Origin of the sequence: Pseudomonas sp. TMP9 (genome assembly GCF_037943105.1) — a bacterium.
Lineage (GTDB): Bacteria > Pseudomonadota > Gammaproteobacteria > Pseudomonadales > Pseudomonadaceae > Aquipseudomonas.
On record NZ_CP149803.1, the window covers coordinates 605,988 to 630,210 of the forward strand.

The following is a 24,223-nucleotide window of genomic DNA, read 5'->3' on the forward strand; positions in this document are numbered from 1 at the left end:
GTTAACGCCACCTGCAAACGATCCCGATGCTGCCTAAACCCTTTGGAAAGTGCAATCCAAACAGTTGTTTGACTGCAAGACCGCGTGGCGCGCGGCTAGCGCAGTAAAAAGTTGGTGTTCTGCGCGTCGCCAGCCAGCAGCGGCACCTCGGCCTCATCCTTGAGATTGACTCCGGACAGCTGACGCCTGCATGCCTCACGCATCAGGTACAGCAAGCGATGGCTGGCCATGGCGTAACTGAGGCCCTCCAGGCGCACGTTGGAGATGCAGTTGCGATAGGCGTCGGTCAGGCCGACTTTGGGTGCGTAGGTGAAGTACAGGCCTAGGCTGTCCGGTGAGCTCAGGCCCGGACGTTCACCGATAAGGATGACCACCATGCGCGCGCCCAGCAGTTCTGCCACTTCATCGGCCACGGCAACGCGGCCCTGAGTCACCAGCGCCACCGGCGACAGGCTCCAGCCTTCGGCTGTGGCATGTTCGACGATGCGCTCCAGCATGGGCAGGGCATTGCGATGCACGGCCAGGGCTGACAGGCCGTCAGCCACCACCACGGCTAAGTCATAGCCCGCCGGGTTGGCCGCGCGATGTTCGCGCAGTTGTGCGGCGGACTCTTCGCTCAGACGGCGGCCCAGGTCTGGGCGTTGTAAATAAGTGTCGCGGTCTTTGGCGGCGCTCTGCAGCAACAGGCTTGCGTGCTGCTGGTGCGTAAGGCCAGCAGTCAGGGCCTCGTGGTCAAACGCTAGGTGCACGGCATCTCGGGCTTGGGCATGGGCAAACTGGAAATCCAGTTGGGCGCGAGTTGGCATGCTCGTACCGGCGCGACCAAGGGCAATACGCGCAGGCGTTAGGTTGCGAAGTTGCTGCCAAGGGTTTTCCGTTGCACCGTGAGTCGGAGTGTCATGTGCCATGGTGAAGGTGTCCTTGAGGGTTCTTATCAGCGCGTGAAGTGTCCGTGCAGTCGTCCGCACAGAGTCGCCCTGTGTCTATGCCATCGGCCTTAACTCAGCTGCGCCAGCGCTTGGCGGAAGACCGGCGGCAGGCTGTTGCCCATGCGTGGTTTGCCATCGGCCTGGGTCAAAATACCCATGCGTTGCAGCCAATCCTCGAATTCAGGTGCAGGTTTTAGCCCCAAAATCTGCCGTGCGTAGAGCGCGTCATGGAAGGAGGTGGTCTGGTAGTTGAGCATCACATCATCGGAGCCTGGGATGCCCATGATGAAGTTGATACCCGCCACGCCGAGCAGGGTCAGCAGCACGTCCATGTCGTCTTGGTCAGCTTCGGCATGGTTGGTGTAACAGATGTCACACCCCATCGGCAGGCCCAGCAACTTGCCGCAGAAGTGATCTTCCAAGCCCGCACGGATGATCTGCTTACCGTTGTACAGGTACTCTGGGCCAATAAAGCCGACCACGGTATTCACTAGAAACGGTTTGAAATGTCGAGCCACGGCATAGGCGCGGGTTTCGCAGGTTTGCTGGTCAAGGCCATGGTGCGCGCCGGCAGATAAAGCGCTGCCTTGGCCGGTTTCGAAATACATCAGGTTGTTACCCAGCGTGCCGCGCTTGAGGCTCAGGCCGGCGTCATAGCCTTCCTGCAAAATCTTTAAACTGACGCCGAAACTGGCGTTGGCGGCCTCGGTGCCGGCAATCGACTGGAACACCAAGTCCAGCGGTACGCCTCGATTGATCGCCTCGATCGAAGTGGTGACGTGGGTCAACACGCAGGCTTGGGTAGGGATTTCATAGCGCTGGATGAGGCCGTCGAGCATCTTCAGCATCTCGCAAATGCTGGAGGTGCTGTCGGTGGCCGGGTTGATGCCGATCATGGCGTCACCGTTGCCGTACAGCAGGCCGTCAAGAATGCTCGCGGCGATGCCGGCGGGCTCATCGGTCGGGTGGTTCGGCTGCAGGCGGGTGGACATGCGCCCACGCAGGCCGACGGTGTTACGAAAGCGGGTCACCACGTTGATTTTCTGCGCCACCAGGACCAAGTCTTGTGCACGCATAATCTTCGATACAGCGGCAGCCATTTCCGGCGTTAAGCCCGGGGCGAGGGCGCGCAGACTGGCCTCATCGGCATGCTCGCTGAGCAACCAGTCGCGGAAACCGCCGACGGTCAGGTGACTGACTGGAGCGAAAGCGACCGCGTCGTGACTGTCGATAATCAGCCGAGTGACTTCGTCAGCTTCATAAGGGATCAACGCCTCAGTGAGGAAATGCTTAAGTGGAACATCGGCCAAGGCCATCTGCGCCGCCACCCGCTCACCGGCATTGCTCGCCGCCACGCCTGCGAGAAAATCGCCCGAGCGTGCCGGGCTGGCCTTAGCCATAACCTCAGCCAGGCTGTCGAAACGGTAGGTTTCACCGCCTACCGTGTGTTGAAAACTGGACATTGCGTGTCTCCCCAACGCTTGCCAGCGCCGCGTGTGTGCACGGCGCCGGGGTCGCGAGTATTACTTGAGCGTGGCCTCAGCCTTGCCGATGGCAAGGAATTCTTCTTCCGGCGTGCCCGCCACTAAGTGATGGCGACTGTAGATGACAAAGTAGGCGATCAGCACGGCATAGATAACCGCTGCGCCAATTACCACCCGTGGGTCGACCAAGAAGCCGGCGACCACCGCCACGCAAGCCAGCACCAAGGCGATGCCTGAGGTGACGATGCCGCCCGGAGTGCGGTACGGGCGATTCATCTCTGGGCGACGCACGCGCAGGGTAATGTGCGCGGCCATCATCAGCACGTAGGAGATAGTGGCGCCAAACACCGCCACCAGAATCAACAAGTCACCTTGGCCACTCAGCGACAGGCCAAAGCCAATTAAGCCGGGCACGATCAAGGCCAATACCGGCGCCTTATTCTTGTTGGTCAGCGACAGCGAGCGTGGCAGGTAGCCGGCGCGCGACAGGGCGAAAATCTGCCGAGAGTAGGCGTAAATGATCGAGAAGAAGCTGGCAATCAGACCGGCCAGACCGATCAGGTTGACGAAGCTGCTCATCCACGTTGATTCGCCATAGGCGATGGTCAGTGCTTCCACCAGCGGGTTGCCGGACGCCATCAGCGCGTTAGCACCCGCGCCACCTGGGCCCACCACCAGAATCAGCAGGGCAAAAACCAGCAACACCAGCATGGCACCGATCAGGCCGCGCGGCATGTCGCGCTGCGGATTTCGAGTTTCTTCGGCCGCCAGCGGTACACCTTCGACCGCGAGGAAAAACCAGATTGCATAGGGAATCGCGGCCCATACGCCGACATAGCCGAACGGCAGGAAGCTGCTGGCACCCGTGGCATCGGAGACAGGGATGTCGAGCAAATTAGCCACGGAGAAGTGCGGCACCATGGCCACAATAAACACGCCGAGGGCAATCGCTGCCACGGCTGTGATGATAAACATCAGCTTCAACGCTTCACCGACGCCGAAGATGTGAATACCAATAAACAGCACATAAAAGGCCAAGTAAATCGCCCAGCCGCCTATGCCAAACAGCGACTCACAATAGGCACCGATAAACACCGCAATCGCGGCCGGGGCAATGGCGTATTCGATGAGGATCGCCGTACCTGTGAGAAACCCACCCAAGGGGCCAAACGCACTGCGGGCAAAGCCATAGCCGCCGCCTGCGGTGGGGATCATTGAAGACAATTCCGCCAGGGAAAAGCACATGCACAGGTACATCAAGGCCATCAGCAGGGTAGCGAGAAACATGCCGCCCCAGCCGCCTTGGGCTAGGCCAAAGTTCCAGCCGGCATAATCGCCAGAAATCACGTAGGCAACGCCCAAGCCGACTAGCAATACCCAGCCTGCCGCGCCCTTTTTGAGTTGCCGACTTTGAAAGTAGTCGGCATCCACCTGCTCTAATTCAGTGCCTTGCGGATGAGCTGCCGCACTGTTTTTTTCTGCTGCCATGGGAGTTCCTTATCCTTAAGCGGGCTGCAGCGCAGGGCTAGCCGGGCTTATGGGTATTTGAGGGGAGAATGTGAACCAATGGATCAGCAACCGCTGTGCCAACTGCGCCTTTGGTCTAGACCGAGGCGCAGGCAGGCTGGCCGATGTGGTTTAACGACACCGGCTGCAGTTGCGCGCGAGGCTATGGGCAGGGTGGGTAAACCCTGCCATTGATTCAGCGGTTTAGAAGAAACCCAGCGGGTTGATGTCGTAGCTGACCAGCAGGTTTTTCGTCTGCTGGTAGTAGTCGAGCATCATCTTGTGGTTTTCGCGGCCAACACCCGATTTCTTGTAACCGCCAAAGGCAGCATGCGCGGGGTACAGGTGGTAGCAGTTGGTCCATACGCGGCCGGCTTTAATCGCCCGGCCCATGCGGTAGGCGCGGTTAATATCGCGGGTCCACAGGCCGGCACCGAGGCCGAACTCAGTGTCGTTGGCAATCGCCAGGGCTTCGGCTTCATCTTTGAAGGTAGTGACGCTGACCACCGGACCGAAGATCTCTTCTTGGAACACGCGCATCTTGTTGTGGCCCTTGAGCAGGGTTGGCTGGATGTAATAACCACCGCCCAGGGTGCCGCTGAGTTTCTCGACGCCGCCGCCGGTGAGCAGTTCGGCGCCTTCATGTTTGGCGATTTCCAAGTAGCTAAGGATTTTATCGAATTGCTGCTCGGAGGCTTGCGCGCCGACCATGGTCTCGGTGTCGAGCGGGTCGCCACGTTTGATCTGCGCGATCTTCTTCATCACCTCCTGCATAAAGGCTGGGTAGATCGACTCTTGCACCAGCGCCCGCGATGGGCAGGTGCACACCTCGCCCTGGTTGAAGAATGCCAATACCAAACCTTCGGCGGCCTTTTCGATAAAGCTCGGCTCGGCCTGCATGATGTCTTCAAAAAAGATGTTCGGAGATTTGCCGCCCAGTTCCACGGTGCTCGGGATGATGTTCTCGGCCGCGCACTTAAGAATATGCGCGCCCACTGGAGTCGAGCCGGTGAAGGCAATCTTGGCGATGCGCTTGCTGGTGGCCAGGGCTTCGCCAGCTTCCTTGCCGTAACCCTGCACCACGTTGAGCACGCCTGGCGGCAGCAGGTCGCCGATCAACTCCATCAACACGCTAATGCCCAGCGGCGTTTGCTCGGCCGGCTTGAGTACCACGCAGTTACCCGCGGCCAAGGCTGGGGCCAGCTTCCAGGCGGCCATCAGCAGCGGGAAGTTCCACGGGATGATCTGCCCCACAACGCCCAAAGGTTCATGGAAGTGATAGGCGGCGGTGTGTTCGTCGATTTCAGCACTGCTGCCTTCCTGAGCGCGGATGCAGCCAGCAAAGTAGCGGAAGTGGTCAGCGGCCAGCGGAATGTCGGCATTCAGGGTTTCGCGGACGGCTTTGCCGTTGTCCCAGGTTTCAGTAATCGCCAGCATTTCCAAGTTTTGCTCGATGCGGTCGGCGATAGTGAGCAGCACCCGCGAACGATCTTGTGCCGAGGTTTTGCCCCATGCGTCGGCGGCTGCGTGGGCGGCATCCAGTGCTTTGTCGATGTCTTCGGCAGTGGAGCGGGGGAAGTCAGCAATCGGCAGGCCATTAACCGGTGAAGTATTGGTGAAGTATTGACCTTTGACGGGTTCGACGAACTCACCGCCGATGTAGTTGCCGTAACGGCTCTTGAATGAAACGAGTGCACCTTCGGTACCTGGATGGGCGTAACGCATGCTGAATATCTCCTGATTATTATGCTTGTTCTGGTGATGCAGCGAAGAGCGCGCCGGAGCGCTTACACAGAGCCATAGCAAGGGTTGGGCCAATAGCGCGTAATGCCCGCGCCAGAGCCTTATTCAAATAGTAGCCAAGCATCAACGCCGCGCCTTTGTTACAACCTTGAGACAGTGCCGCGTGACACTTTGTATCGCGGGCGATACAGCGGGTGACTCGCCGGTCAGCGCGTGTTGCAATGGCCGGGCGGCTGGTAGATGCTCGACCATCACGTGCACCTCCACCGCGGAGAACAATAACAATGCACAACCGAGCAAACCGCCACGCCCAGCAGGTGCTGACCGTGGCCCAAGGGCGCGGCCAACTCGCCGGTCCGGCTGCTGACTCGTCGGTGGCGCGTTCCTGGCTGCGCTGCCTGCAACAGCATCATCTCGATCCGGCGCAGAACATGGCCCCTGCGGTCATCGAGCACGCGCGCATGCTTGAGCGGCGCGAAGAGCTGCAGCAGGTGCTGGAGATTTCCAGCAATGAAATGAACAGCTTGCATCGCCAGCTAGCCGGCAGTGGCCATGCCGTGCTGCTCACCGATGCACAGGGGGTGATCCTCAACTGCGTCACCGAGCAGGCGGAAAAGCGCACCTTTGAACACGCCGGTCTTTGGCTCGGTGCGGACTGGAGCGAAGCCTGTGAGGGCACCAACGGCATCGGCACCTGCCTGATTGAGCGCCAGCCGCTGACCATCCACCAAAACGAGCACTTCCGCAGCCGGCATACCGGTCTGACCTGTTCAGCCAGCCCGGTATTTGATCCCCATGGCAATTTGCTGGCGGTGCTGGACGTGTCCTCGGCGCGGCATGATGTATCGCGCCAGAGTCAGTTCCACACCATGGCCTTGGTCAACCTGTCAGCCAAGGCCATCGAAGGCTGCCACTTTTTGCGCAGCTATGAAGGCGAGTGGCTGTTGCGCTTTCATGCCCAGGCCGAATACATCGGCCAATTCAGTGAAGCCTTACTGGCTTTTGACAGCGATGGCCGGGTGCGTGCAGTCAATCAAGGGGCGATTAACCTGCTTGGGCTGTCGCGCAAACAATTGCTGGGGCGCACCCTGGTCGAGGTATTTGATTGCCACTTGGATGACCTGCTGGGTCGTGCCTCGCCACAGCCAAGTGCCAGTTGGCCGCTGTATACCCAGCGTGGCCAGCTACTGTTTGCCATGCTCCGTGGCCAGCCGCGCCGCCGCGTGCATGCGTTGGGTGCTGCGGCCTTAGCGACACCTGGGTTGTGTTTGGCCGACCCGACGTTGCAGAGCGATTTTCGCCGCGCCTTGCGGGTGTATGAGCGTGATGTGCCTTTGCTGATTGGCGGTGAAACCGGCACCGGCAAAGAGGCGTTCGCCAAGGCCCTGCACCACGTCAGCTCGCGCGGCGGCAAGCCGTTTGTGGCGCTGAACTGTGCGGCGATTCCCGAGAGTCTGATCGAGAGTGAGTTGTTCGGTTATCGCGGCGGCAGCTTTACCGGCGCGCGCAAAGAAGGCATGCGCGGCAAGTTGCAACAGGCCGATGGCGGTACGCTGTTCCTCGACGAGATTGGCGACATGCCGCTGGCGATGCAGACGCGACTGTTGCGGGTGCTGGAAGAGCGTCAGGTCGAGCCCATTGGTGGCGAGCCTCAGGCCATTGATGTGCGCGTGATCAGTGCCAGTCACCGTGACCTGAACCAGCGTGTAGCCAGCGGTGAGTTTCGCCAAGACCTGTTCTATCGCTTGAATGGTCTGGTGCTCGAACTGCCGCCACTGCGAGAGCGCAGCGATAAGCATGCGCTTTTGGATTTTCTCTTGGCCGAAGAGGCGCGCGGGCAGCCAGTGCGCCTCGCCGACGGCGCTCGCGAGGCGCTGCTCGCCTTCGACTGGCCGGGTAACGTGCGGCAGTTGCGCAATGTACTGCGCACCTTGTGCGCATTGTGCGAGCAGGGGGTCATCACCTACGCAGAACTGCCTGCACCCATGCGTCATGCGCAGCCGGTTCAGGCTAACCTGCTGACGGCCAAGCCCGACCAGTTAGGCGATGCCGAACGCCAGGCGCTGCTTACGGTGCTGGAGGCGCAACACTGGCACATCAGTCGCGCCGCCGAGCACTTGGGCATCAGCCGTAACACCCTGTACCGCAAGTTGCGCAAGCACGGCATCAACCGGCTCGGTTAGCGGCCGTATGTAGGGGGTTAAACGCGGCGCAATGCCACTTCTGGAGTTGATGTTCAAGCGCAAATGGTCAGGGGCGCTGTGATAACCTGCGGCGAGTTTTTATTCGGCCTGTTCTCCGCTTCTGACGACGCCTCTAGGACCATCATGCATATCCATATTCTCGGCATCTGCGGCACCTTTATGGGTTCGCTGGCGGTGCTGGCCAAGGCGCTTGGCCACCGTGTAACTGGCTCCGACGCCAACGTTTACCCACCCATGAGCACCCAGCTGGAAGCCCAAGGCATCGAGTTGACTCAAGGCTATGACGCCGCTCAACTCGATCCCGCGCCGGATCTGGTGGTGATCGGCAACGCCCTGTCGCGCGGTAATCCGGCGGTGGAATATGTGCTGAACAAAGGCCTGCCCTACGTCAGCGGCCCGCAGTGGTTGGCCGATCATGTGCTGCAAGACCGCTGGGTGCTGGCCGTGGCCGGCACCCATGGCAAAACCAGCAGTTCGAGCATGTTGGCCTGGGTACTGGAGCAGGCCGGTATGAGCCCGGGTTTTTTGATTGGCGGCGTGCCGCAAAATTTCGGTATTTCTGCACGCCTCGGCGACACGCCGTTCTTTGTGGTGGAAGCCGATGAGTACGACAGCGCCTTCTTCGATAAGCGCAGCAAGTTCGTCCACTACCGCCCGCGCACCGCGATTCTGAATAACCTTGAATTCGATCACGCGGACATCTTCGCGGATTTAGCGGCTATTGAGCGGCAGTTCCACCATTTGGTGCGCACCATTCCCGGCGAGGGGCTGATTATTCATCCGACCACTGAGCCGGCACTTAAGCGGGTGATTGAGATGGGCTGCTGGACGCCGGTCGCCACCACTGGCGAAGGCGGCCAATGGCAGGCGCGACTGCTCAGTGACGACGGTTCGCGCTTTGAAGTACGTTTCGAGGGCAAGGCTGCGGGTACCGTAGATTGGCAACTGACCGGCCAGCACAACGTCGCCAACGCCCTCGTGGTTTTAGCGGCGGCGCGGCATGTCGGTGTGGTGCCCGAGTTAGGGATTGCCGCGCTGTGCAGCTTTATTAACGCCAAGCGGCGCATGGAAAAGGTCGCGGACGTGAATGGCGTGACTATTTTTGACGACTTTGCCCACCACCCCACCGCGATTGCCACCACTTTGGATGGCCTGCGCAAGCGCATCGGCAGCGCCAAGCTGATCGCCATCGTTGAGCCGCGCTCCAACTCGATGAAGCTCGGCGCGCACCGCGACGGTTTGCCCGAGTCCGTGGTGCAGGCTGACTCGGTATATTGGTACGCGCCGCCGAACCTAGGCTGGGACTTAGCCGCTACGGTGGCCACTTCAACGGTGCCAACTCAGGTCTGCGACTCGCTGGAGGCGATCATCGCCGGAGTCAAAGCCGAGGCTGCGCCGGGCACGCAGATTGTGGTGATGAGCAACGGCGGCTTTGGTGGGTTGCATGGCAAATTGGCGGATGCATTGGCGGGCTGAGGTGAATCTGTAGGATGGACCGGGCGCAAGTGATGGGTATCGCTGCGCTCCACCCACCTAACGAATGCATAAAGGTGCAGGTCGTAGCCCGGATGCAATCCGCGGCAAGGTTCACCCGGACTGCATCCGGGCTACGTGGTTGCTGTGTGGCTAACTGCGCAGTGTTTTACCCAAAAACCGAGGAGCTTCGATGAGCGGTCCAGAACGAATTACCTTAGCCATGACCGGCGCCTCAGGCGCGCAATATGGCTTACGCCTGCTCGACTGTTTGGTGCGCGAAGACCGCGAGGTGCACTTTTTAATTTCCAAGGCCGCACAATTGGTTTTGGCCACCGAAACCGATGTGACCTTGCCGGCTAAACCACAGGCCATGCAGGCGTTTTTGAATGAATACACCGGCGCGGTGCCCGGGCAGATTCGCGTGTACGGCAAGGAAGATTGGATGGCCCCGGCGGCTTCGGGCTCCGGCGCCCCTGCGGCGATGGTGGTGGTGCCGTGCAGCACCGGCTCGTTGTCGGCGATTGCCAATGGCGCCTGCAATAACCTGATTGAGCGCGCGGCGGATGTGGTGTTGAAAGAGCGCCGCCAGCTGATTCTGGTGCCGCGTGAGGCGCCGTTTTCCAGTATTCACCTGGAGAACATGCTCAAGCTGTCGAACATGGGTGCGATTATCCTGCCGGCGGCGCCGGGCTTCTATCACCAGCCACAGACGATTGATGACCTGATCGATTTTGTCGTGGCGCGCATTCTCAACTGCCTCGGCGTACCGCAAGACATGCTGCCGCGCTGGGGTGAGCATCATCAGATCACCCCCGATGAATAAGCCTGTGTGGCGGGCTGTTACAGCTGTGTTGGTGGGCCTGACCCTCAGCGGCTGCGCTACTGTGCGCACTCTGGACGCCGCCAAGCCGGGCGCGCCGGTGGTGTATGCCGGTACACGTTTGGACTGGTATGCCTTGCAAGGTGGCTGCTGCGCCACTGACCGTTTTGGCGCTGAGGCACCGGCTTACCCGGCGGTGGATTTACCCGCCAGCGCGTTGCTCGACACACTCTTATTACCGCTGTCTTTAGCCGCCGCCATGGGCTTTACCCTAGGCGTTAGCGGCGGCTTTTGACGGGGCCTTTAACGGGCCAGATGGCGGGCTTCAGATAAACTGTCTTGCAAGCCATAGCGGCCTTTTTCATCGCAGCTGACGCGGCCCATGGCGGTGGCTGGGTCGTGGGTGAAGACCAAGCGGCCGTTGCGGGCGCAGAGGTCGGCGAGCAGGGTTTCTTTCTCTTCAATCAAGCCTTCGGGGAAGCGGTCGTAGCCCATGGTGATCGGCAGGTGCACCCACGGTGCGCCAGGGATCAGGTCGGCGGGAAACACCACCGGGCCATCGGGCATGGCCACTTCGGGGATCAACTGGCCGGGGGTGTGGCCATCGCTCCAGTGCAGGCGCCAATCTGCGCCCAGCAGGTCGCACTGCGCGGTTTCCGCCACCAGATGCAGACGCCCGCTGGCTTCCAGCAGCGTCAGCAACTCAGGGATATAAGAGGCGCGGTCGCGGGCGTGGGGCTGGCAGGCGCGCTGCCATTGACGCTGGCCGGTGATGTACTGCGCGTTGGGGAATAACAGGCGCGCCGGTTGGCCTTCTTCCCAGGCGGCAAGCAGGCCGCCGGCATGGTCGAAGTGCAGGTGGGTGAGCACTACAATGTCGATATCCGCATCGCTCAAGCCGGCCGCTGCCAAGCTGTCGAGCAGTACATGACGCTCTTCCTGCACACCGAAACGCTGTTTCATGTCCGGGCTGAAAAAGGCGCCAATACCGGTTTCAACCAAGATATTGCGGCCCTCTTCCTGCACCAGCAGGGCGCGGCAACCGAGGTCGATACGGTTCAGTTCGTCCGGCTTCATCCAGCGTTGCCAGAGTGCCTTGGGCGCATTGCCAAACATGGCGCCGCCATCGAGTTTTTGGCTATTGCCGGTCAGGGTCGTCAGGGTTCGCATAATCACCTCGTGTTGTACGTCAATGCTGCTCAGGGTGGCGGTTGCAGTCAGCGTCGGCTATTGCACCTTTGGTTGAACGCGTCGGGCCCTTTGCGCCAAACAGGCGGGCAACCGGTGCTGGAAGAAAAAAAGCGCGGCGGCACAGTGCGACGTCGCGCCAACGCTCAAACGTGGCTGACCAGAAGACTGGCCGCTTAAAATTGCTCGGCGTGCAGGCCATACAGCGGCGCGCTGCCGGCGCGAATGCTGGCTTCCAGGGTCAGGATGCGGGGCAGTAGGCGGGCGAAGTAGAACGCGGCGGTGGCCAGCTTGGCGCTGTAAAACGCTTCGTCTTCGCTGCGCGCGGCCTGCGCCACGGCGACCATGCGCGCCCACATCCAGGCGTAAGCGGTGTAGCCGAACAGGTGCAGGTACTCCACCGACGCTGCGCCGGTTTCGTGCGGGTTGCCTGCGGCACGTTCCTGCAGCCAGCAGCTGGTGCGCTCCAGGCGCTCAACAGCATCCAGCAGAGTGGCGGCATATGGCGCGTTGGGTTGTTCGGCGAAGCGGCGAATCTCCTGGGTGAACTGGCGCAGCGCCACGCCGCCGTTACCAATGACTTTACGCCCGAGCAAATCGAGGGCCTGGATGCCGTTGGTGCCTTCGTAGATTTGCGCGATGCGCACGTCACGCACTAATTGCTCCTGGCCCCATTCGCGGATGTAACCGTGGCCGCCGAACACCTGCTGGCCGTGGATGCAGCTGTCCAGCCCGGTGTCGGTGAAAAATGCCTTGGCCACCGGCGTCAGCAGGGCCACCAACGTCTCGGCGCTCTGTTGTTCGGCCACGTTATCGCTGAATTTACTCAGGTCGAGCTGCTGGCCGACGTAGCAGGCAAACGCGCGGCCGCCTTCAGTGAGGGCCTTCATGGTCAGCAGCATGCGTCGCACATCGGCGTGCACGATGATCGGGTCGGCGGCTTTTTCCTGGGCTTCTGGGCCACTGGCGGAACGGCTTTGCAGGCGCTCACGGGCGTAATCACGGGCCGCCTGGTAAGACGCCTCGGCGCAACCAATACCCTGAATGCCGATGGACAGGCGCTCGTAGTTCATCATGGTGAACATCGCCGCCAGGCCTTTGTTCGGCTCGCCGATCAGGTAGCCGGTGGCACCGTCGAAGTTCATCACGCACGTGGCCGAGGCCTTGATGCCCATCTTGTGTTCGATCGAGCCACAGCTCACGGCGTTACGCGCGGCCAGGCTGCCGTCGGTATCGACCAGCACCTTGGGCACCAGAAACAACGAGATGCCACGTGCGCCTGCCGGGGCGTCGGGCAGCTTGGCCAGCACCAGGTGGATGATGTTTTCGGTGAGGTCCTGCTCGCCGCCGGTGATAAAGATCTTGCTGCCGCTGACCTGATAACTGCCATCGGCTTGCGGTTCGGCCTTGGTGCGGATCAGCCCCAAGTCGGTGCCGGCATGGGCTTCGGTCAGGCACATGGAGCCGGCCCAGCGGCCTTCGTACATGGGCGGCAGGTAGGTGTTTTTCAGTGCTTCACTGGCGTGGGCGTCGATGGCCAGGCACGCGCCGGAGCTCAGCGCCGAATACAGGGCGAAGCTGGAGCCGGCGGCGTAGAGCATCTCTTCAAACGCCACGGCGAGCATTTTGGGCATGCCCATGCCGCCGTAAACGGGGTTGCCGGCCAAGCCTACCCAGCCGCCTTCAATGTAGGTGGCATACGCCTCTTTGAAGCCAGCCGGGGTGCTTACATCGCCGCCCAGCCACTGCGCACCTTCTTCATCGCCACTGCGGTTGAGCGGGGCGATTAGGCTGCCAGTGACCTTGGCGGCTTCCTCCAGAATGGCATCGGCGGTTGCCGCATCGACTGTTTCGGCCAGCGCCGGCAGACGTGCCCATAGGCTGGGGGCGTCGAACACTTCATGCAGAACAAAGCGCAGGTCGCGCAGCGGGGCGTTGTAGTCAGGCATCGACAGGCTCTCGCACAGATGCCGCGCAGGGCGCGGTGATTAAACGACCCTGACGCCAGGGCGTCAGGGTCGTTGCAGGAATTAAAAGACGGCCTGCCCTAAGGCGAGCCGTGCAAGGTCACTCGGCTTCAGGGGTGTCTTTGGCCGGCGCTTTGCTGCTGGTGAATGTGAGCAGGTGAGTACGCTCAACCAAAATATACAGCGCCGCACCGGCCGCTAAGCCCCAGCCTGCACCATAGACGGCCAACACCACACCCATGGTGCCGGCTACGCCGCGCTCGGTGTTGTTGCTCAGCTGTTCAAAGCCGACCATCAGGCAGATATAGCCGGTGAGGATCAGCGTCAGCGACAGGGCAATCGGCAGTACCGGCTGGAAGAAGCTCACCAGCGGCAGGGCGAACAGGGCGATAAAGCCGGTGATCCAAAAGGTGCCCGCGCCGCTGTAGATCGAGTCCATGGCTTTGCGGCCGTACTTGTAACGCTCGGCCATGGTGGCGGCTACGGCGGTCCACAGCGGCCCTGCCAAACCTGGATACGGCGCGAAGAAGGCATGCAGGGCGTTGCGCAGGGCAGTGACCAAATGCACGCGGTCGATGTTGTTCTCGATTACTTCGTCGGTGCGCAGTTCATCGGCGCGCTGCATCAGCGACTGGCCGACGATGATGTCGCCAAACGCGATGACATAAGCGATGACCGCCGTGGGCACGGCCAGCAGGAACACATCCAAACCTGGGAAGCCAACGCTGAACGGCAGGTAGTTCCACATCTCGGCGAAGGCCGGCGCGGTGATGCCGAATTTCACATCAGGCATCTTGTATTCGCCCACGGCAATGCCGATGAAAATCGCAATCAACATACCCGGCACCATGCCGTAGTTGACGATTTTGCGCGCCAGCGGCACGCGCTCGGTGAGGCTTTTGAACGACACCGAAAACATCAAGTACAGGCAGATCAGGCTGCCCAGCACCAAGGAGATTGGCGTATTGGCCAGGCGACCACCGGTGGAAATTTCGCCCATCAGTGCAGCAATACCCGCGCCGATGATGATGCCGCCCTTCATCGAGTTGGGAATCAGCTTCACCAGGGTGCTGCCCAGGCGCGTGACGCCGAGGAACAGGAAGATCACGAAGACCAGAAATTGCAGGGCAAACAGCGCCTGAATGGCTTCAGGGCCCGGTTTGAAATTGCCGAGAAACAGCAACACCACCGGAATGCCCGGGGTGATCCAGCCGGGCACGAAGGGCACACCGAGCAGCGCCGGCAGCATAAAGCCGACACCACACACCACGACGTAGGCGAGGGCCACGTCATAGGGCAGGCCGAGGTATTTTTCCAGCAGCGGGATCATCGCCAGGCTGACCACGAACATGATCAACGCTTGCAGCATCTCCGCGGTTTCCCAGCGGTAGTGCACGAAGGGCAGGCGGACCTTAAAGGGGCCGGCTTTCCAGAACGGCTGCTCTTCGCCGTCGCGACGCTTGAAAATTTGCATAAGGAATCTCCGTCGGCCGTCAAGGCCGGTTCTTGTTGTTGTGCAAACGGTGTGTTCTTGCCGTAGCCCGGATGCAATCCGGGGAATCCGAATCGCTGTCCCCGGATTTCATCCGGGCTACATGCTGGTCAGAGGGCCTTGGCCATGTCGCGCAGGACGAATTTCTGGATCTTGCCGGTGCTGGTTTTCGGCAGCTGGGTGAAGACCACGGTCTTGGGCACCTTAAAACCGGCCAGGTGGTCGCGACAGAAGCTGATCACATCCGCTTCGCTCACCTGCCGCTGGTCGGCCTTGAGGGTGATAAAGGCGCAGGGTGTTTCGCCCCATTTTTCGTCCGGGCGCGCCACTACGGCGGCTTCCAAAACGGCAGGGTGGCGATACAGCACGCCCTCGACCTCGATGGTGGAGATGTTCTCGCCACCGGAAATGATGATGTCTTTCAGGCGGTCGCGGATTTCCACGTAGCCATCGGGGTGGCACACGGCCAAGTCGCCGGTGTGAAACCAATCGCCGGCAAAGGCTTCAGCGGTGGCGCTGGGGTTTTTCAGGTAGCCCTTCATCACGGTGTTGCCGCGCATAAAGATTTCGCCGATGGTTTCGCCATCACGCGGGGTTGGCTCAAGGGTTTTCGGGTCGGCCACCATCATCCCTTCCAGTGTCGGGTAGCGCACGCCTTGGCGGGCCTTGATGACGACGCGCTCATCGAGCGGCAACGCATCCCATTCGGCGTGCCAGGCGCACAGCGTTACCGGGCCATAGACCTCGGTCAGGCCGTAAACGTGAGTCACGTGGATGCCCATTTCCTCCACCGCACCAATCACCTTGGCCGGTGGCGCAGCGCCGGCCACCATGGCTTTAACCGGGTGATCGATAGCCGCTTTGGCCTCGGCCGGCATATTAACCAAGGCATTCAGCACAATCGGTGCGCCGCACAGGTGGGTGACCTGCTCGCTGCGGATCAGGGTAAGGATTTTTGCCGGGTCGACCCGGCGCAAAAACACATGCACGCCGGCCAAGGCCGTGATGGTCCAGGGGTAGCACCAGCCGTTGCAATGGAACATCGGCAACGTCCACAGGTACACCGGGTGGTTGCCCATTGCCCAGGTCATCTGGTTGCCCAGCGAGTTCAGGTAGGCACCGCGGTGGTGGTAGACCACGCCCTTGGGGTTGCCGGTGGTGCCGGAGGTGTAGTTAAGGCTAATTGCCTGCCACTCATCCGCTGGCCACTGCCAGGCAAACTGCGGGTCGCCTTCGGCGAGAAAGGCCTCGTAATCGAGGTCGCTGACGGCTTGGCCTTCGCCGTACTCGGGGTCATCGACATCAATGACCAGCGGCGGGTGATCGAGCATGCCGACAGCGGCGTGGATCACGTCATAAAATTCGCGGTCAGTGATCAGTACTTTGGCTTCGCCGTGCTGCAGCATAAAGGCGATAGCTTCAGCATCCAGGCGCACGTTGAGGGGGTTGAGCACCGCGCCGATCATCGGCACGCCAAAGTGCGCTTCAAGCATTTGCGGAATGTTCGGCAGCATCACCGCCACGGTGTCGCCCTTGCCAATACCACGGCCGGCCAATGCCGAGGCTAAGCGCCGGCAGCGCGTATAGGTCTCACTCCAATCACGACGGATCGAGCCATGCACCACGGCGGGGTAGTGCGGGTAAACATGGGCGGTGCGTTCGATAAAGCTCAGCGGCGAAAGGGCCATGTGGTTGACGGCGTTAGGCGCAAGGCCCTGTTCATAGATCGACATGCAAGTACCCATGGCAGATTGGATGCGCGGGCCGCTGTGCGTATTGCGATAAACGCAGGCCCGGTAGTGTTCTGGGTCTATTTATATATCCGCAGGGTCTTATATGGAAGATAAACTATAGTTGTATAGTATATGTACTATAATTGGCCCGTGCCTATTAGCCCTAGGTCGCTTTGCAATAAGTGATCTCTGGCCTGATGCTCGCCACACGCTGCAGCACGCGGTGCGTATTGAGGAATACACCTAGATGAATGAGATTTCCGTGCAGCTGCACAGCTGGTTGCGCATGCAGCGTGAATGCCTGCCGCTGGCGGTGCGTGCCGATGCATTGTTGCGCGCCCTGCAGGCCTGCCCGGAAGTCCGCCAGGCGTTCTATATGCGCTGGCAGGCGAGCACCGCCACCTACAGCCATGAAGGCAGTGCCGCGCATTTGCCGCCCGGCTTCGGCGATCCGTTAGACGCCAGCGATCAACTGTTATTTGCGCGTTTGCAGGAGCAGCCGCGGCTGGATTTTACAGCGTTGCGCCAGCAGCCCTGTTGGTTGGCTGGGCGAGTGCGCCGCGCTGGGCTTAATCATGGCCAGGCCTTAGCCGTGGCGTTGGATGACGACCAGTCAGGCGTGTTGCTGATTGAATTGCACGAGCAGGTAAGCAGCGACTGGCTTGGCTTGGTCCACGCGTTGCTGCTGGCCCTGCTGGCCAGCCTGCCGCAGCAAGCCCGTGGCAGCCTGTTGCTGGGCAGTGACCCGCAGCCCAGTTTGCTACTGGATATCGAGGCGCGGCCGCTGCAATTAAACGCAGCCATGCAAGCGCTGTTGGGCGAACGCTCGCTGGCGGTGCTGACGGATTTGTTGCCGGTGAATGCCGCGCAACTGGTGCGCGCCTGCCTGCAACAGGGGCGGGCGATTGAGGCGGTGGAGGCGCAACATGTCGGCCAGGTACTGATGTGGACCTTTGTGCCCGACGCGGCCGAGCAGCAGGTGCTGGCCCGCTGTCGTCTGGCTACCGAGCAGGTGCAGGCCGAGCGTGAAGCGGCCAAGGCCAGCCGCCTGTATCGCTTGATCACCGAGAACACCACTGACCTGATCTCCCGGCACACCCCGGATGGGCGCTTTCTCGACGCCTCGCCGGCCAGTTGGACGCTGCTCGGCTATTGGCCGGAAACCCTGCGCGGCACTCTGGTGCAGGCGCTTTTCCATGAGCACGATCAGCAGCATTTGCTTGATAGCACCCGCGAGGCGTTGGAGCAGGACGGTTATCACACCATGACCTACCGCATTCGCCACCGCGATGGGCACTATTTATGGTTTGAGACAGCCAGCCGAGGCATCCGCGAAACCTACACCGGCGCGGTGGTTGAGGTGGTCAGCGTGTCGCGCGATATCACCGCGCGGGTGCTGGCCGAAGAGAACAAACGGCGACTGGCAGAGGTGGTGGAAGCCAATACCGATCTGGTGCTGTTTATCGACCCCAATGGGCAATTGACCCACCTTAATCCGTCTGCTCTGCATGCGCTGAATATCGCCGAGCAGCAACCCTTGCCGCCCCTCGATCAGCTGTTGTCACCGAGCGATTTTCAGCACCTGCAACGCAGCGGTTGGGCCGCCGCCGATGCCGCCGGGGTGTGGAGCGCTGAGGTGCGTCTATTGCCGTTGGGCCCGCGTGCGCCCTTGCTGGTGTCGCTGGTGTTGCTCGCGCACCAGGGCCGTGATGGCGAGCATTATTATTCGCTGGTGGCGCGGGACATGACCGAGCGCGAGTTGCGTGAGGCCGAGCAGCGTCGCCATCAGGATGAGCTGGCGCATACTGCGCGGCTGGTCACCCTCGGTGAGCTGGCATCCGGTATCGCCCATGAGATCAACCAGCCGCTGGCGGCGGTGGTTAACTACGCCAGCGCCAGCCAGCGCTACCTCAAGGCGCTGGGCGACAATCCCGAGGCCGCCGATAAAGTGGCGCAGGGCCTGCAGCGCATTAACGAGCACGCCAACCACGCCTCAGAAGTGATCAAGCGCTTACGTGCCTTTTTACGTAAAGGCCAACGGCGGACTCAGGCGTTGGATATCGCCAGCGTAGCCCGCGAAGCGATGCGCTTGTGCCAGTGGGAAGCGAACAGTTGGCAAGTGACCATCGCCGAGCAACTGGCGGACACGCTGCCGCCGGTGTATGCCGACCGAGTGCTGCTTGAGCAGGTGCTACTCAACCTGCTGCGCAATGCCATTGATGCCAACCGTGAGGCCCATCCCGGCCAAGCGTCACGCATTGAGCTCAGTGCCGCCGAGTACGCGGGCCAGCTGTGCGTGCGCGTGCGGGATCAAGGCCCCGGCGTGGCCGAGGGCCAGCTGGAGCATATCTTTACCCCGTTTTACACCAGCAAGGCCGAGGGCTTAGGGCTGGGCCTGTCGATGAGCCGCAGTATCATCGAAGGCTTTGGCGGCGCACTGGAGGCACACCCGGGAGAGGGCGGTGGGTTGTGCTTAGAATGCCGCTTGCCGCTGTTGCGCAGCGAAGACGCAGATGGCTTGGATGCGACCCCGGCTAAGTAAACCCACAACAATAAAAGGAGCAGCGCATGAGCCAGCAGATGCAACAACGGGTGTACGTAGTCGACGATGACCAAGGCATGCTTGATTCCACCGTTTGGCTGCTGGAGTCGGTGGGGCTTAGAGCGCTGCCGTTTACCAGCGGGCAGTTGTTTCTCGATGCGTGTGATGAACACAGCCAAGGCTGTGTGCTGCTGGATGTGCGCATGCCCGGCATGGGCGGATTAAATGTGCAGGAGGCCATGCGTGCGCGCGGTGTACAGATGCCGGTGATCTTCGTCAGCGGGCATGCCGATGTGCCCATCGTGGTGCGCGCGTTTCGCGCCGGCGCCGTGGACTTTATCGAGAAGCCCTACAACGAACAGCTGCTACTCGACAGCGTGCAGCAAGCCCTTAGCCATGCCCCCGCAGCGGTGCAAGCCGACCCGCGCTTGCAGGCCATAGAGGCGCGCCTGGCCAGCCTGACCCCGCGCGAGCGCGATGTGCTGTTGCCGCTGGTGCGCGGTTACACCAATCGCGAGATGGCCGAGCAACTGGACATCAGCGTCAAGACCATCGACCTCTACCGTTCGCGGGTGATGAAGCGCATGCAGGCGGAAACCCTGGCGGACCTGGTGGGGATGACGATTGCGGCGCAGTTGGTGGACGCCTTGCAGTTACGTGGGCCGCGAGCTTGATCAACGTCTGATTAAGGGCCGGGTAAAGCCCTTAGCATTGGTTTTGACGCGTGATACTAAGTTGCTAGTATCTATATGCTCATCCCGCCCTCCCTACTCTTGCCTGTTGTTACTTCCCGGATAATTGAATGGTCCTTGAACTGATCAAGAATGCCACCTTGCTGATTACCCTGTGTTGGATGCAGGGCTTTATCACGCGCTACATAAATGAGCGTTCGATGTCAGGCAAGCTGATTTCCGGCATTTTATTTGGTGCGGCCTGCGTGATCGGCATGTCGGTTCCGTTGACGCTGGCGCATGGTCTGATTTTCGACGGTCGCACGGTAGTGCTCAGCATGGCGGCCTTTTTTGGTGGCCCACTGGTGGGGCTAATAGCCGGTGCACTCGCCGGCGCTTATCGCCTCTGGCTAGGCGGTATTAGCGCTCACATTGGGTTATTAAACGTGTTGATGCCGGTGCTGATGGGGCTGGCCTATCGTCACGCGTGCAAGACCGGTCGAGTGTCTTTCACTCTGCCCTCATTGCTGGTGTTTGCCGTATTGGTGCAAGGCCTGCAAATCCTTATTTTGCTGCTACTACCGTCAGAGCATTTAAATCTGTCGCGCCACTATGCATTCTTGCCGCTGCTAGTCGTTTTGATCCCGTCGACCCTGCTGTTGGGTTTTTTGCTAGAGGACATTCGCCAGCAAAAACTCGATCGCGAAGCGCTGCGTAAAAGTGAAGCGCAGCTGCGGGCGATTACCGAAGCTGTGCCTGACCTATCCATGGTGCTGGATGAAGAGGGCCGCTACTTGGAGATAAAAGCCCCCGACAATAACTTGCTTGTCGCAGGCGGCGAAGGCTTGCTTGGTCGCCGTGTAGTGGATGTGCTCGCATCCAGTCAGGCGGAGATGTTTATGCAATTCATAGCGCTTACTCTGGCCAGTGATCAGCCGCAAACACTTGAATACGAACTGCAAACGCCTGCGGGTTGGCGGGTATTTGAAGGTCGGGCACGGCGTTTAGACACCACTGTCGATGGTAAGCGCGCGCTGGTATTAATGGCCCGCGATATTACCGAGCGGGTTGCCTTGGAGCTGGATCGACGTATTGCTGCGATTGCCTTTGAGTCACCGCAGGGCATGATGATTACTGATGCCAGCACCCGAATCCTCAAAGTTAATCGCGCCTTCAGTCAGATATCGGGCTACAGCCAAGATGATGTGGTTGGGCAGTCCACCCGCATGCTCGGCTCGGGCCGCCAAGGCGCTGAGTTCTATCAGCGCATGTGGCACAGCCTAAATGAGACCGGGTTGTGGGAAGGGGAGATATGGAACCGGCGCAAGAACGGCGAGATTTTCCCTGAATGGTTAACCATTGGCTCGGTGCTTAATGAACAAGGGCTTGTGACCAACTACGTGGCCTCGCTGGTGGATATCAGTGAACGCAAAAATGCCGAACAAAAAATCCTCCACATGGCTTTTTACGACCCGCTAACCGGGCTGCCCAACCGTCGCCTGTTGCGTGACCGGCTGGAGCAGGCAGCGGCGCTGTGCCGTAGGAAGGGGCATTATTGCGCTCTGATCTTTCTTGATCTCGACGACTTTAAAAACGTTAACGACGTGTACGGGCACCAGGTCGGTGATGAACTGCTGTGTCAGGTGGCTGAGCGCTTAAAGCACACCGTGCGTGAGCTGGACACCGTGGCGCGTTTGGGCGGTGATGAGTTTGTGATCATGCTTGAGGGCTTGGAATCTATCGCCGAAGAGGCGGGCTCCCAAGTTGAGCACATCGGCAGCAAGTTACTGCTGGCGTTGCGCGAGCCTTATGAGGTGGATGGTCAGCAGTTCTTTAACAGCGCCAGTTTGGGGGTTGTGTTGTTCAACGATGAACAGCATTCGGTGGACCAGCTGATGCAGTGCGCGGACTTGTCGATGTACAGCGCCAAGTCAGCCGGTAAAAACACCCTGAGCTTTTACGACCCGCGCATGCAGGAAGTCGTCAGCCATCGCCTGCAACTGGAACAAGACATGCGTCGTGGCCTGGCCGCCGGTGAGTTTGTGCTCTACCTGCAAGCGCAAATGAACCAGCGCGGTGAGCTGCAAGGCGCCGAAGCCTTGGTGCGCTGGCAACACCCTGAGCGCGGTTTGCTCGGCCCCGGTACGTTTATTGAAATTGCCGAACGCAGTGGGTTGATCGCCGAACTAGACCAGTATGTGCTCAAGCAAGGGTGCAACCTGCTCGCCAGTTGGGCCCAGCAGCCGCATTTGGCTGGGCTGAGTTTGGCGGTGAATATCAGCAGCCGATTGCTGTTCAAGGATGATTTCATCGAAGTGTTACAGCAAAAATTGCACAGCAGTCAGGCCAACCCGCACCGGTTAAAACTGGAAATAACCGAGTCACTGTTGCTGGCGGATAAAAACGAAGCGGCTGTGCGCATGCAAACCTTGCAAGCCCTCGGCATTCGGTTTTCGATTGACGATTTCGGCACCGGTTATTCATCACTGGCCTACCTGCAGCATTTGCCGCTGGAGCAGCTGAAAATCGATCAGTCGTTTGTTCGTGACCTGCCCGGCAGCGCCAGCAGCTTGGCGATTATTCGCGCCATACTGGCGCTGGCCCATAGCCTGGGCCTTGAGGCGATTGCCGAGGGGGTTGAAACCGAAGAGCAACATGACCTGTTGCTCGCGAACGGCTGCAAGAACTTCCAAGGTTATTTGTTCAGCAAACCGATGGCCGTGGCGGCGTTTGAAGCGCTGGAGATTTGCCAGCGCTGATCCCCGTTCAGTTAAAGCTGCGCTGCAAGCCCGGTTTAGTCCGCCCAGCCTTGGTAGATGTAGGTCATGGGCTTGGGGCCTTTGAGGTAGCGGTTGCTCAGCTCACCGATATTAAAGCCGCCCGCCGTGATCAGGGCGGCAATGTCGCGGTTGAGGTGGCAACCGCCGGAAAACGGTTTCCACAGCGGTGTTATGCGGTTCTGCCAGCGTATGACCGGCAGCTCAGGCGCCAAGCCGTGCTCACAAAACAGCAAACGCCCGCCGGGCTTAAGCACGCGGCGCATGTCTTTCAGCGCGGCTACGGCATCGGGAATGGTGCACAGGGTGAAGGTGCACACAATGCTGTCAAAGCTGGTGTCGTCGGCCTTAATTTGCCCCAGTTCGAGGGCAATCATCTCAACCGGGATGCTGATCGCTGCAGCCCGTTGCTTGGCCAGTTTTTGCATATCAGCGCTGGGGTCAACCCCGACAATCGCAGTGACTTTACTGGCATCGTAGAACCCTAGGTTCAGGCCGCTGCCGATGCCCACTTCCAAGACACGACCGTGGGCCTGGGGCACCAGTTGCGAGCGGGCTTTCATCACCGCGCCCATGCCGCAGGTGTAGTCGATCAAATGCGGCAGCAGATAGCGCTCATACAAACCCATGGCGGTGGCCTCAATAGCTAATTAGGTGGCGTCGTTGCTGGCGTCATCCGCCAGATCACTGTTGTCGCCGCTGATGGCTGCAAAACATTTGATCACGTGAGTGCCGGCCGTAGCGCTGATGTTCCAGGCGTCGGCCGTATCGTCAAAGCGCGCCGCGATTACTTGGGCCAAGCTGAAGTGCCATTTGCGCAGGGTGCGGCCATCCATGCACTCAATGCTCAGCAGCGGTTGGTCGGTGGCGCTTATGTGGCTGCCGGCATGGTGCTGCGCCAGTTGCTCGGCATTGAGTTGGAAGTGCCAGGCATGCAAATTATCGATTTCCAGCATGTCGGCGTGGCTTAGGGCGCTGATCAAATCATGCGGTGCAGTGCTCATACAGGTGCTCTTCGGTTAGCGGCCAAGACGGCGCAGTTGGTCAGATTCAATCACCCGGGTGCCGCTGTCTTCTTCCAGGGCTAAACGCCAGAGCGCGCGGGCCAGCACGGTGGCTTCGATGCCACGGTATTTGCCCGGCAGCCAACGCATAAAGGGCGCCGCTAAGCGCTCACCTAGGCGAAATTCTTGACGGGCACCGAGCAACAATGAGGGTCGAGCTATGGTCAGTTGCGGCCAGTTTTGTTTGCGCAGTGCCTGCTCCATTTCGCCTTTGACTTTGTTGTAAAACACCGAGGCATGAGCATCTGCGCCGAGTGCGCTGATCACCAGCAAGTGACGCGCGCCGAGGGCGCGGGCACGTTCGGCGAAGGCAAGCACCAAGTCGTGGTCAACCGCCCGAAACGCTTGCGGCGAGCCCGCCTGTTTAATCGTGGTGCCGAGGCAGCAGAAGGCGGTATCCACCTGGCCGCTCAGTTGCGGCAGCAAGCCAAGCAGTTCGCCTTGGGGATTTTCCAGATGCGGGTGGGCGGCTAATGGGCGGCGGCTTGGCGCCAAGACGCGGGCGACAGTGGGCTCGTTTAGCAGGCGGTCTAGCAGGTGCTCGCCAGTCAGGCCGGTGGCACCTGCAAGAAGGATGTGCTGGGGCGTCAAATACATAACGTGAGGTTCTCCGCTGATATCCATCAG

General features: G+C 60.4%; 18 protein-coding genes. 7 read left to right on the forward strand and 11 right to left on the reverse strand.

Annotated elements, in window-relative coordinates:
- Positions 1-95: 95 nt before the first annotated feature.
- The 4 genes from eutC to WF513_RS02945 form a co-directional block, all read right to left on the reverse strand.
- Positions 96-908 (reverse strand): ethanolamine ammonia-lyase subunit EutC, encoded by an 813-nt coding sequence (gene eutC / locus WF513_RS02930; RefSeq protein ID WP_339081285.1) that lies wholly within the window; start codon positions 906-908, stop codon positions 96-98.
- An 89-nt stretch (positions 909-997) separates the two neighbouring features.
- Positions 998-2,392, reverse strand: a complete 1,395-nt coding sequence (locus WF513_RS02935) for an ethanolamine ammonia-lyase subunit EutB (RefSeq protein ID WP_339081287.1) — start codon at positions 2,390-2,392, stop codon at positions 998-1,000.
- A 60-nt stretch (positions 2,393-2,452) separates the two neighbouring features.
- Complete coding sequence (gene eat / locus WF513_RS02940) at positions 2,453-3,901, reverse strand: ethanolamine permease (protein ID WP_339081289.1); 1,449 nt, start codon at positions 3,899-3,901, stop codon at positions 2,453-2,455.
- A 222-nt stretch (positions 3,902-4,123) separates the two neighbouring features.
- Positions 4,124-5,644, reverse strand: coding sequence for an aldehyde dehydrogenase family protein (locus tag WF513_RS02945; RefSeq protein ID WP_339081291.1), 1,521 nt, complete (start codon positions 5,642-5,644; stop codon positions 4,124-4,126).
- A 302-nt stretch (positions 5,645-5,946) separates the two neighbouring features.
- On the opposite strand from WF513_RS02945, the gene WF513_RS02950 reads away from it, so the two are divergent.
- The 4 genes from WF513_RS02950 (at position 5,947) to WF513_RS02965 (ending at position 10,457) form a co-directional block, all read left to right on the forward strand.
- Entirely contained in the window at positions 5,947-7,845 is a 1,899-nt protein-coding gene (locus WF513_RS02950; RefSeq protein WP_339081293.1) for a sigma-54-dependent Fis family transcriptional regulator, read from the forward strand.
- Between the two features lie 144 nt (positions 7,846-7,989).
- Entirely contained in the window at positions 7,990-9,342 is a 1,353-nt protein-coding gene (gene mpl, locus WF513_RS02955) for a UDP-N-acetylmuramate:L-alanyl-gamma-D-glutamyl-meso-diaminopimelate ligase (protein WP_339081295.1), read from the forward strand.
- Positions 9,343-9,532: 190 nt separating this feature from the next.
- Positions 9,533-10,165, forward strand: a complete 633-nt coding sequence (gene ubiX, locus WF513_RS02960; protein ID WP_339081297.1) for a flavin prenyltransferase UbiX — start codon at positions 9,533-9,535, stop codon at positions 10,163-10,165.
- On the forward strand, positions 10,158-10,457 hold the full coding sequence (locus WF513_RS02965; RefSeq protein ID WP_339081299.1) for a YceK/YidQ family lipoprotein: 300 nt from the start codon (positions 10,158-10,160) through the stop codon (positions 10,455-10,457). Before ubiX ends, WF513_RS02965 begins: the two co-directional genes overlap by 8 nt.
- Before the next feature lie 8 nt (positions 10,458-10,465).
- Here the strand turns inward: WF513_RS02965 and WF513_RS02970 are convergent, their stop codons facing one another.
- From WF513_RS02970 to WF513_RS02985, 4 genes are all read right to left on the reverse strand, one after another.
- Complete coding sequence (locus WF513_RS02970; RefSeq protein ID WP_339081301.1) at positions 10,466-11,332, reverse strand: MBL fold metallo-hydrolase; 867 nt, start codon at positions 11,330-11,332, stop codon at positions 10,466-10,468.
- Positions 11,333-11,526: 194 nt separating this feature from the next.
- Positions 11,527-13,299: an acyl-CoA dehydrogenase C-terminal domain-containing protein gene (locus WF513_RS02975; protein ID WP_339081303.1), complete on the reverse strand. Its 1,773-nt coding sequence runs from the start codon at positions 13,297-13,299 to the stop codon at positions 11,527-11,529.
- Between the two features lie 118 nt (positions 13,300-13,417).
- Complete coding sequence (locus tag WF513_RS02980) at positions 13,418-14,791, reverse strand: solute carrier family 23 protein (protein WP_339081305.1); 1,374 nt, start codon at positions 14,789-14,791, stop codon at positions 13,418-13,420.
- Between the two features lie 128 nt (positions 14,792-14,919).
- Positions 14,920-16,542, reverse strand: a complete 1,623-nt coding sequence (locus WF513_RS02985) for an acyl-CoA synthetase (RefSeq protein WP_339081307.1) — start codon at positions 16,540-16,542, stop codon at positions 14,920-14,922.
- A 247-nt stretch (positions 16,543-16,789) separates the two neighbouring features.
- Here WF513_RS02985 and WF513_RS02990 point away from each other — a divergent pair, with 247 nt between their 5' ends.
- The 3 genes from WF513_RS02990 to WF513_RS03000 all read left to right on the forward strand — a co-directional run bounded on the left by WF513_RS02990 (position 16,790) and on the right by WF513_RS03000 (position 22,514).
- Complete coding sequence (locus WF513_RS02990; RefSeq protein ID WP_339081309.1) at positions 16,790-19,084, forward strand: PAS domain S-box protein; 2,295 nt, start codon at positions 16,790-16,792, stop codon at positions 19,082-19,084.
- Between the two features lie 26 nt (positions 19,085-19,110).
- Positions 19,111-19,758: a response regulator gene (locus WF513_RS02995; protein WP_339081311.1), complete on the forward strand. Its 648-nt coding sequence runs from the start codon at positions 19,111-19,113 to the stop codon at positions 19,756-19,758.
- Positions 19,759-19,886: 128 nt separating this feature from the next.
- The gene (locus WF513_RS03000) at positions 19,887-22,514 is read left to right on the forward strand and encodes an EAL domain-containing protein (protein WP_339081313.1); all 2,628 of its coding nucleotides are present in this window, start codon (positions 19,887-19,889) and stop codon (positions 22,512-22,514) included.
- A gap of 35 nt (positions 22,515-22,549) precedes the next feature.
- On the opposite strand, the gene WF513_RS03005 is transcribed toward WF513_RS03000, so the two are convergent.
- Genes WF513_RS03005 through WF513_RS03015 form a run of 3 tightly spaced genes read right to left on the reverse strand, consistent with a single transcriptional unit; the run spans position 22,550 to position 24,193 of the window.
- Entirely contained in the window at positions 22,550-23,161 is a 612-nt protein-coding gene (locus WF513_RS03005) for a class I SAM-dependent methyltransferase (RefSeq protein WP_339081315.1), read from the reverse strand.
- Between the two features lie 21 nt (positions 23,162-23,182).
- Positions 23,183-23,536: a DUF5629 family protein gene (locus WF513_RS03010; RefSeq protein ID WP_339081317.1), complete on the reverse strand. Its 354-nt coding sequence runs from the start codon at positions 23,534-23,536 to the stop codon at positions 23,183-23,185.
- Positions 23,537-23,551: 15 nt separating this feature from the next.
- Positions 23,552-24,193, reverse strand: a complete 642-nt coding sequence (locus WF513_RS03015) for an oxidoreductase (protein ID WP_339081319.1) — start codon at positions 24,191-24,193, stop codon at positions 23,552-23,554.
- Positions 24,194-24,223 lie beyond the last annotated feature (30 nt).

Excerpts from the sequence above, each read along its gene's own strand:
- WF513_RS03010 (WP_339081317.1), bottom strand. The coding sequence starts at position 23,536 with ATGAGCACTGCACCGCATGATTTGATCAGCGCCCTAAGCCACGCCGAC.
- WF513_RS03000 (WP_339081313.1), top strand. The coding sequence starts at position 19,887 with ATGGTCCTTGAACTGATCAAGAATGCCACCTTGCTGATTACCCTGTGT.
- WF513_RS02975 (WP_339081303.1), bottom strand. The coding sequence starts at position 13,299 with ATGCCTGACTACAACGCCCCGCTGCGCGACCTGCGCTTTGTTCTGCAT.
- WF513_RS02965 (WP_339081299.1), top strand. The coding sequence starts at position 10,158 with ATGAATAAGCCTGTGTGGCGGGCTGTTACAGCTGTGTTGGTGGGCCTG.
- WF513_RS02995 (WP_339081311.1), top strand. The coding sequence starts at position 19,111 with ATGAGCCAGCAGATGCAACAACGGGTGTACGTAGTCGACGATGACCAA.
- WF513_RS02970 (WP_339081301.1), bottom strand. The coding sequence starts at position 11,332 with ATGCGAACCCTGACGACCCTGACCGGCAATAGCCAAAAACTCGATGGC.
- eutC (WP_339081285.1), bottom strand. The coding sequence starts at position 908 with ATGGCACATGACACTCCGACTCACGGTGCAACGGAAAACCCTTGGCAG.
- WF513_RS02945 (WP_339081291.1), bottom strand. The coding sequence starts at position 5,644 with ATGCGTTACGCCCATCCAGGTACCGAAGGTGCACTCGTTTCATTCAAG.
- WF513_RS02935 (WP_339081287.1), bottom strand. The coding sequence starts at position 2,392 with ATGTCCAGTTTTCAACACACGGTAGGCGGTGAAACCTACCGTTTCGAC.
- ubiX (WP_339081297.1), top strand. The coding sequence starts at position 9,533 with ATGAGCGGTCCAGAACGAATTACCTTAGCCATGACCGGCGCCTCAGGC.
- WF513_RS02985 (WP_339081307.1), bottom strand. The coding sequence starts at position 16,542 with ATGTCGATCTATGAACAGGGCCTTGCGCCTAACGCCGTCAACCACATG.
- WF513_RS02990 (WP_339081309.1), top strand. The coding sequence starts at position 16,790 with ATGAATGAGATTTCCGTGCAGCTGCACAGCTGGTTGCGCATGCAGCGT.
- WF513_RS03005 (WP_339081315.1), bottom strand. The coding sequence starts at position 23,161 with ATGGGTTTGTATGAGCGCTATCTGCTGCCGCATTTGATCGACTACACC.
- WF513_RS02980 (WP_339081305.1), bottom strand. The coding sequence starts at position 14,791 with ATGCAAATTTTCAAGCGTCGCGACGGCGAAGAGCAGCCGTTCTGGAAA.
- WF513_RS02950 (WP_339081293.1), top strand. The coding sequence starts at position 5,947 with ATGCACAACCGAGCAAACCGCCACGCCCAGCAGGTGCTGACCGTGGCC.
- WF513_RS03015 (WP_339081319.1), bottom strand. The coding sequence starts at position 24,193 with ATGTATTTGACGCCCCAGCACATCCTTCTTGCAGGTGCCACCGGCCTG.
- eat (WP_339081289.1), bottom strand. The coding sequence starts at position 3,901 with ATGGCAGCAGAAAAAAACAGTGCGGCAGCTCATCCGCAAGGCACTGAA.
- mpl (WP_339081295.1), top strand. The coding sequence starts at position 7,990 with ATGCATATCCATATTCTCGGCATCTGCGGCACCTTTATGGGTTCGCTG.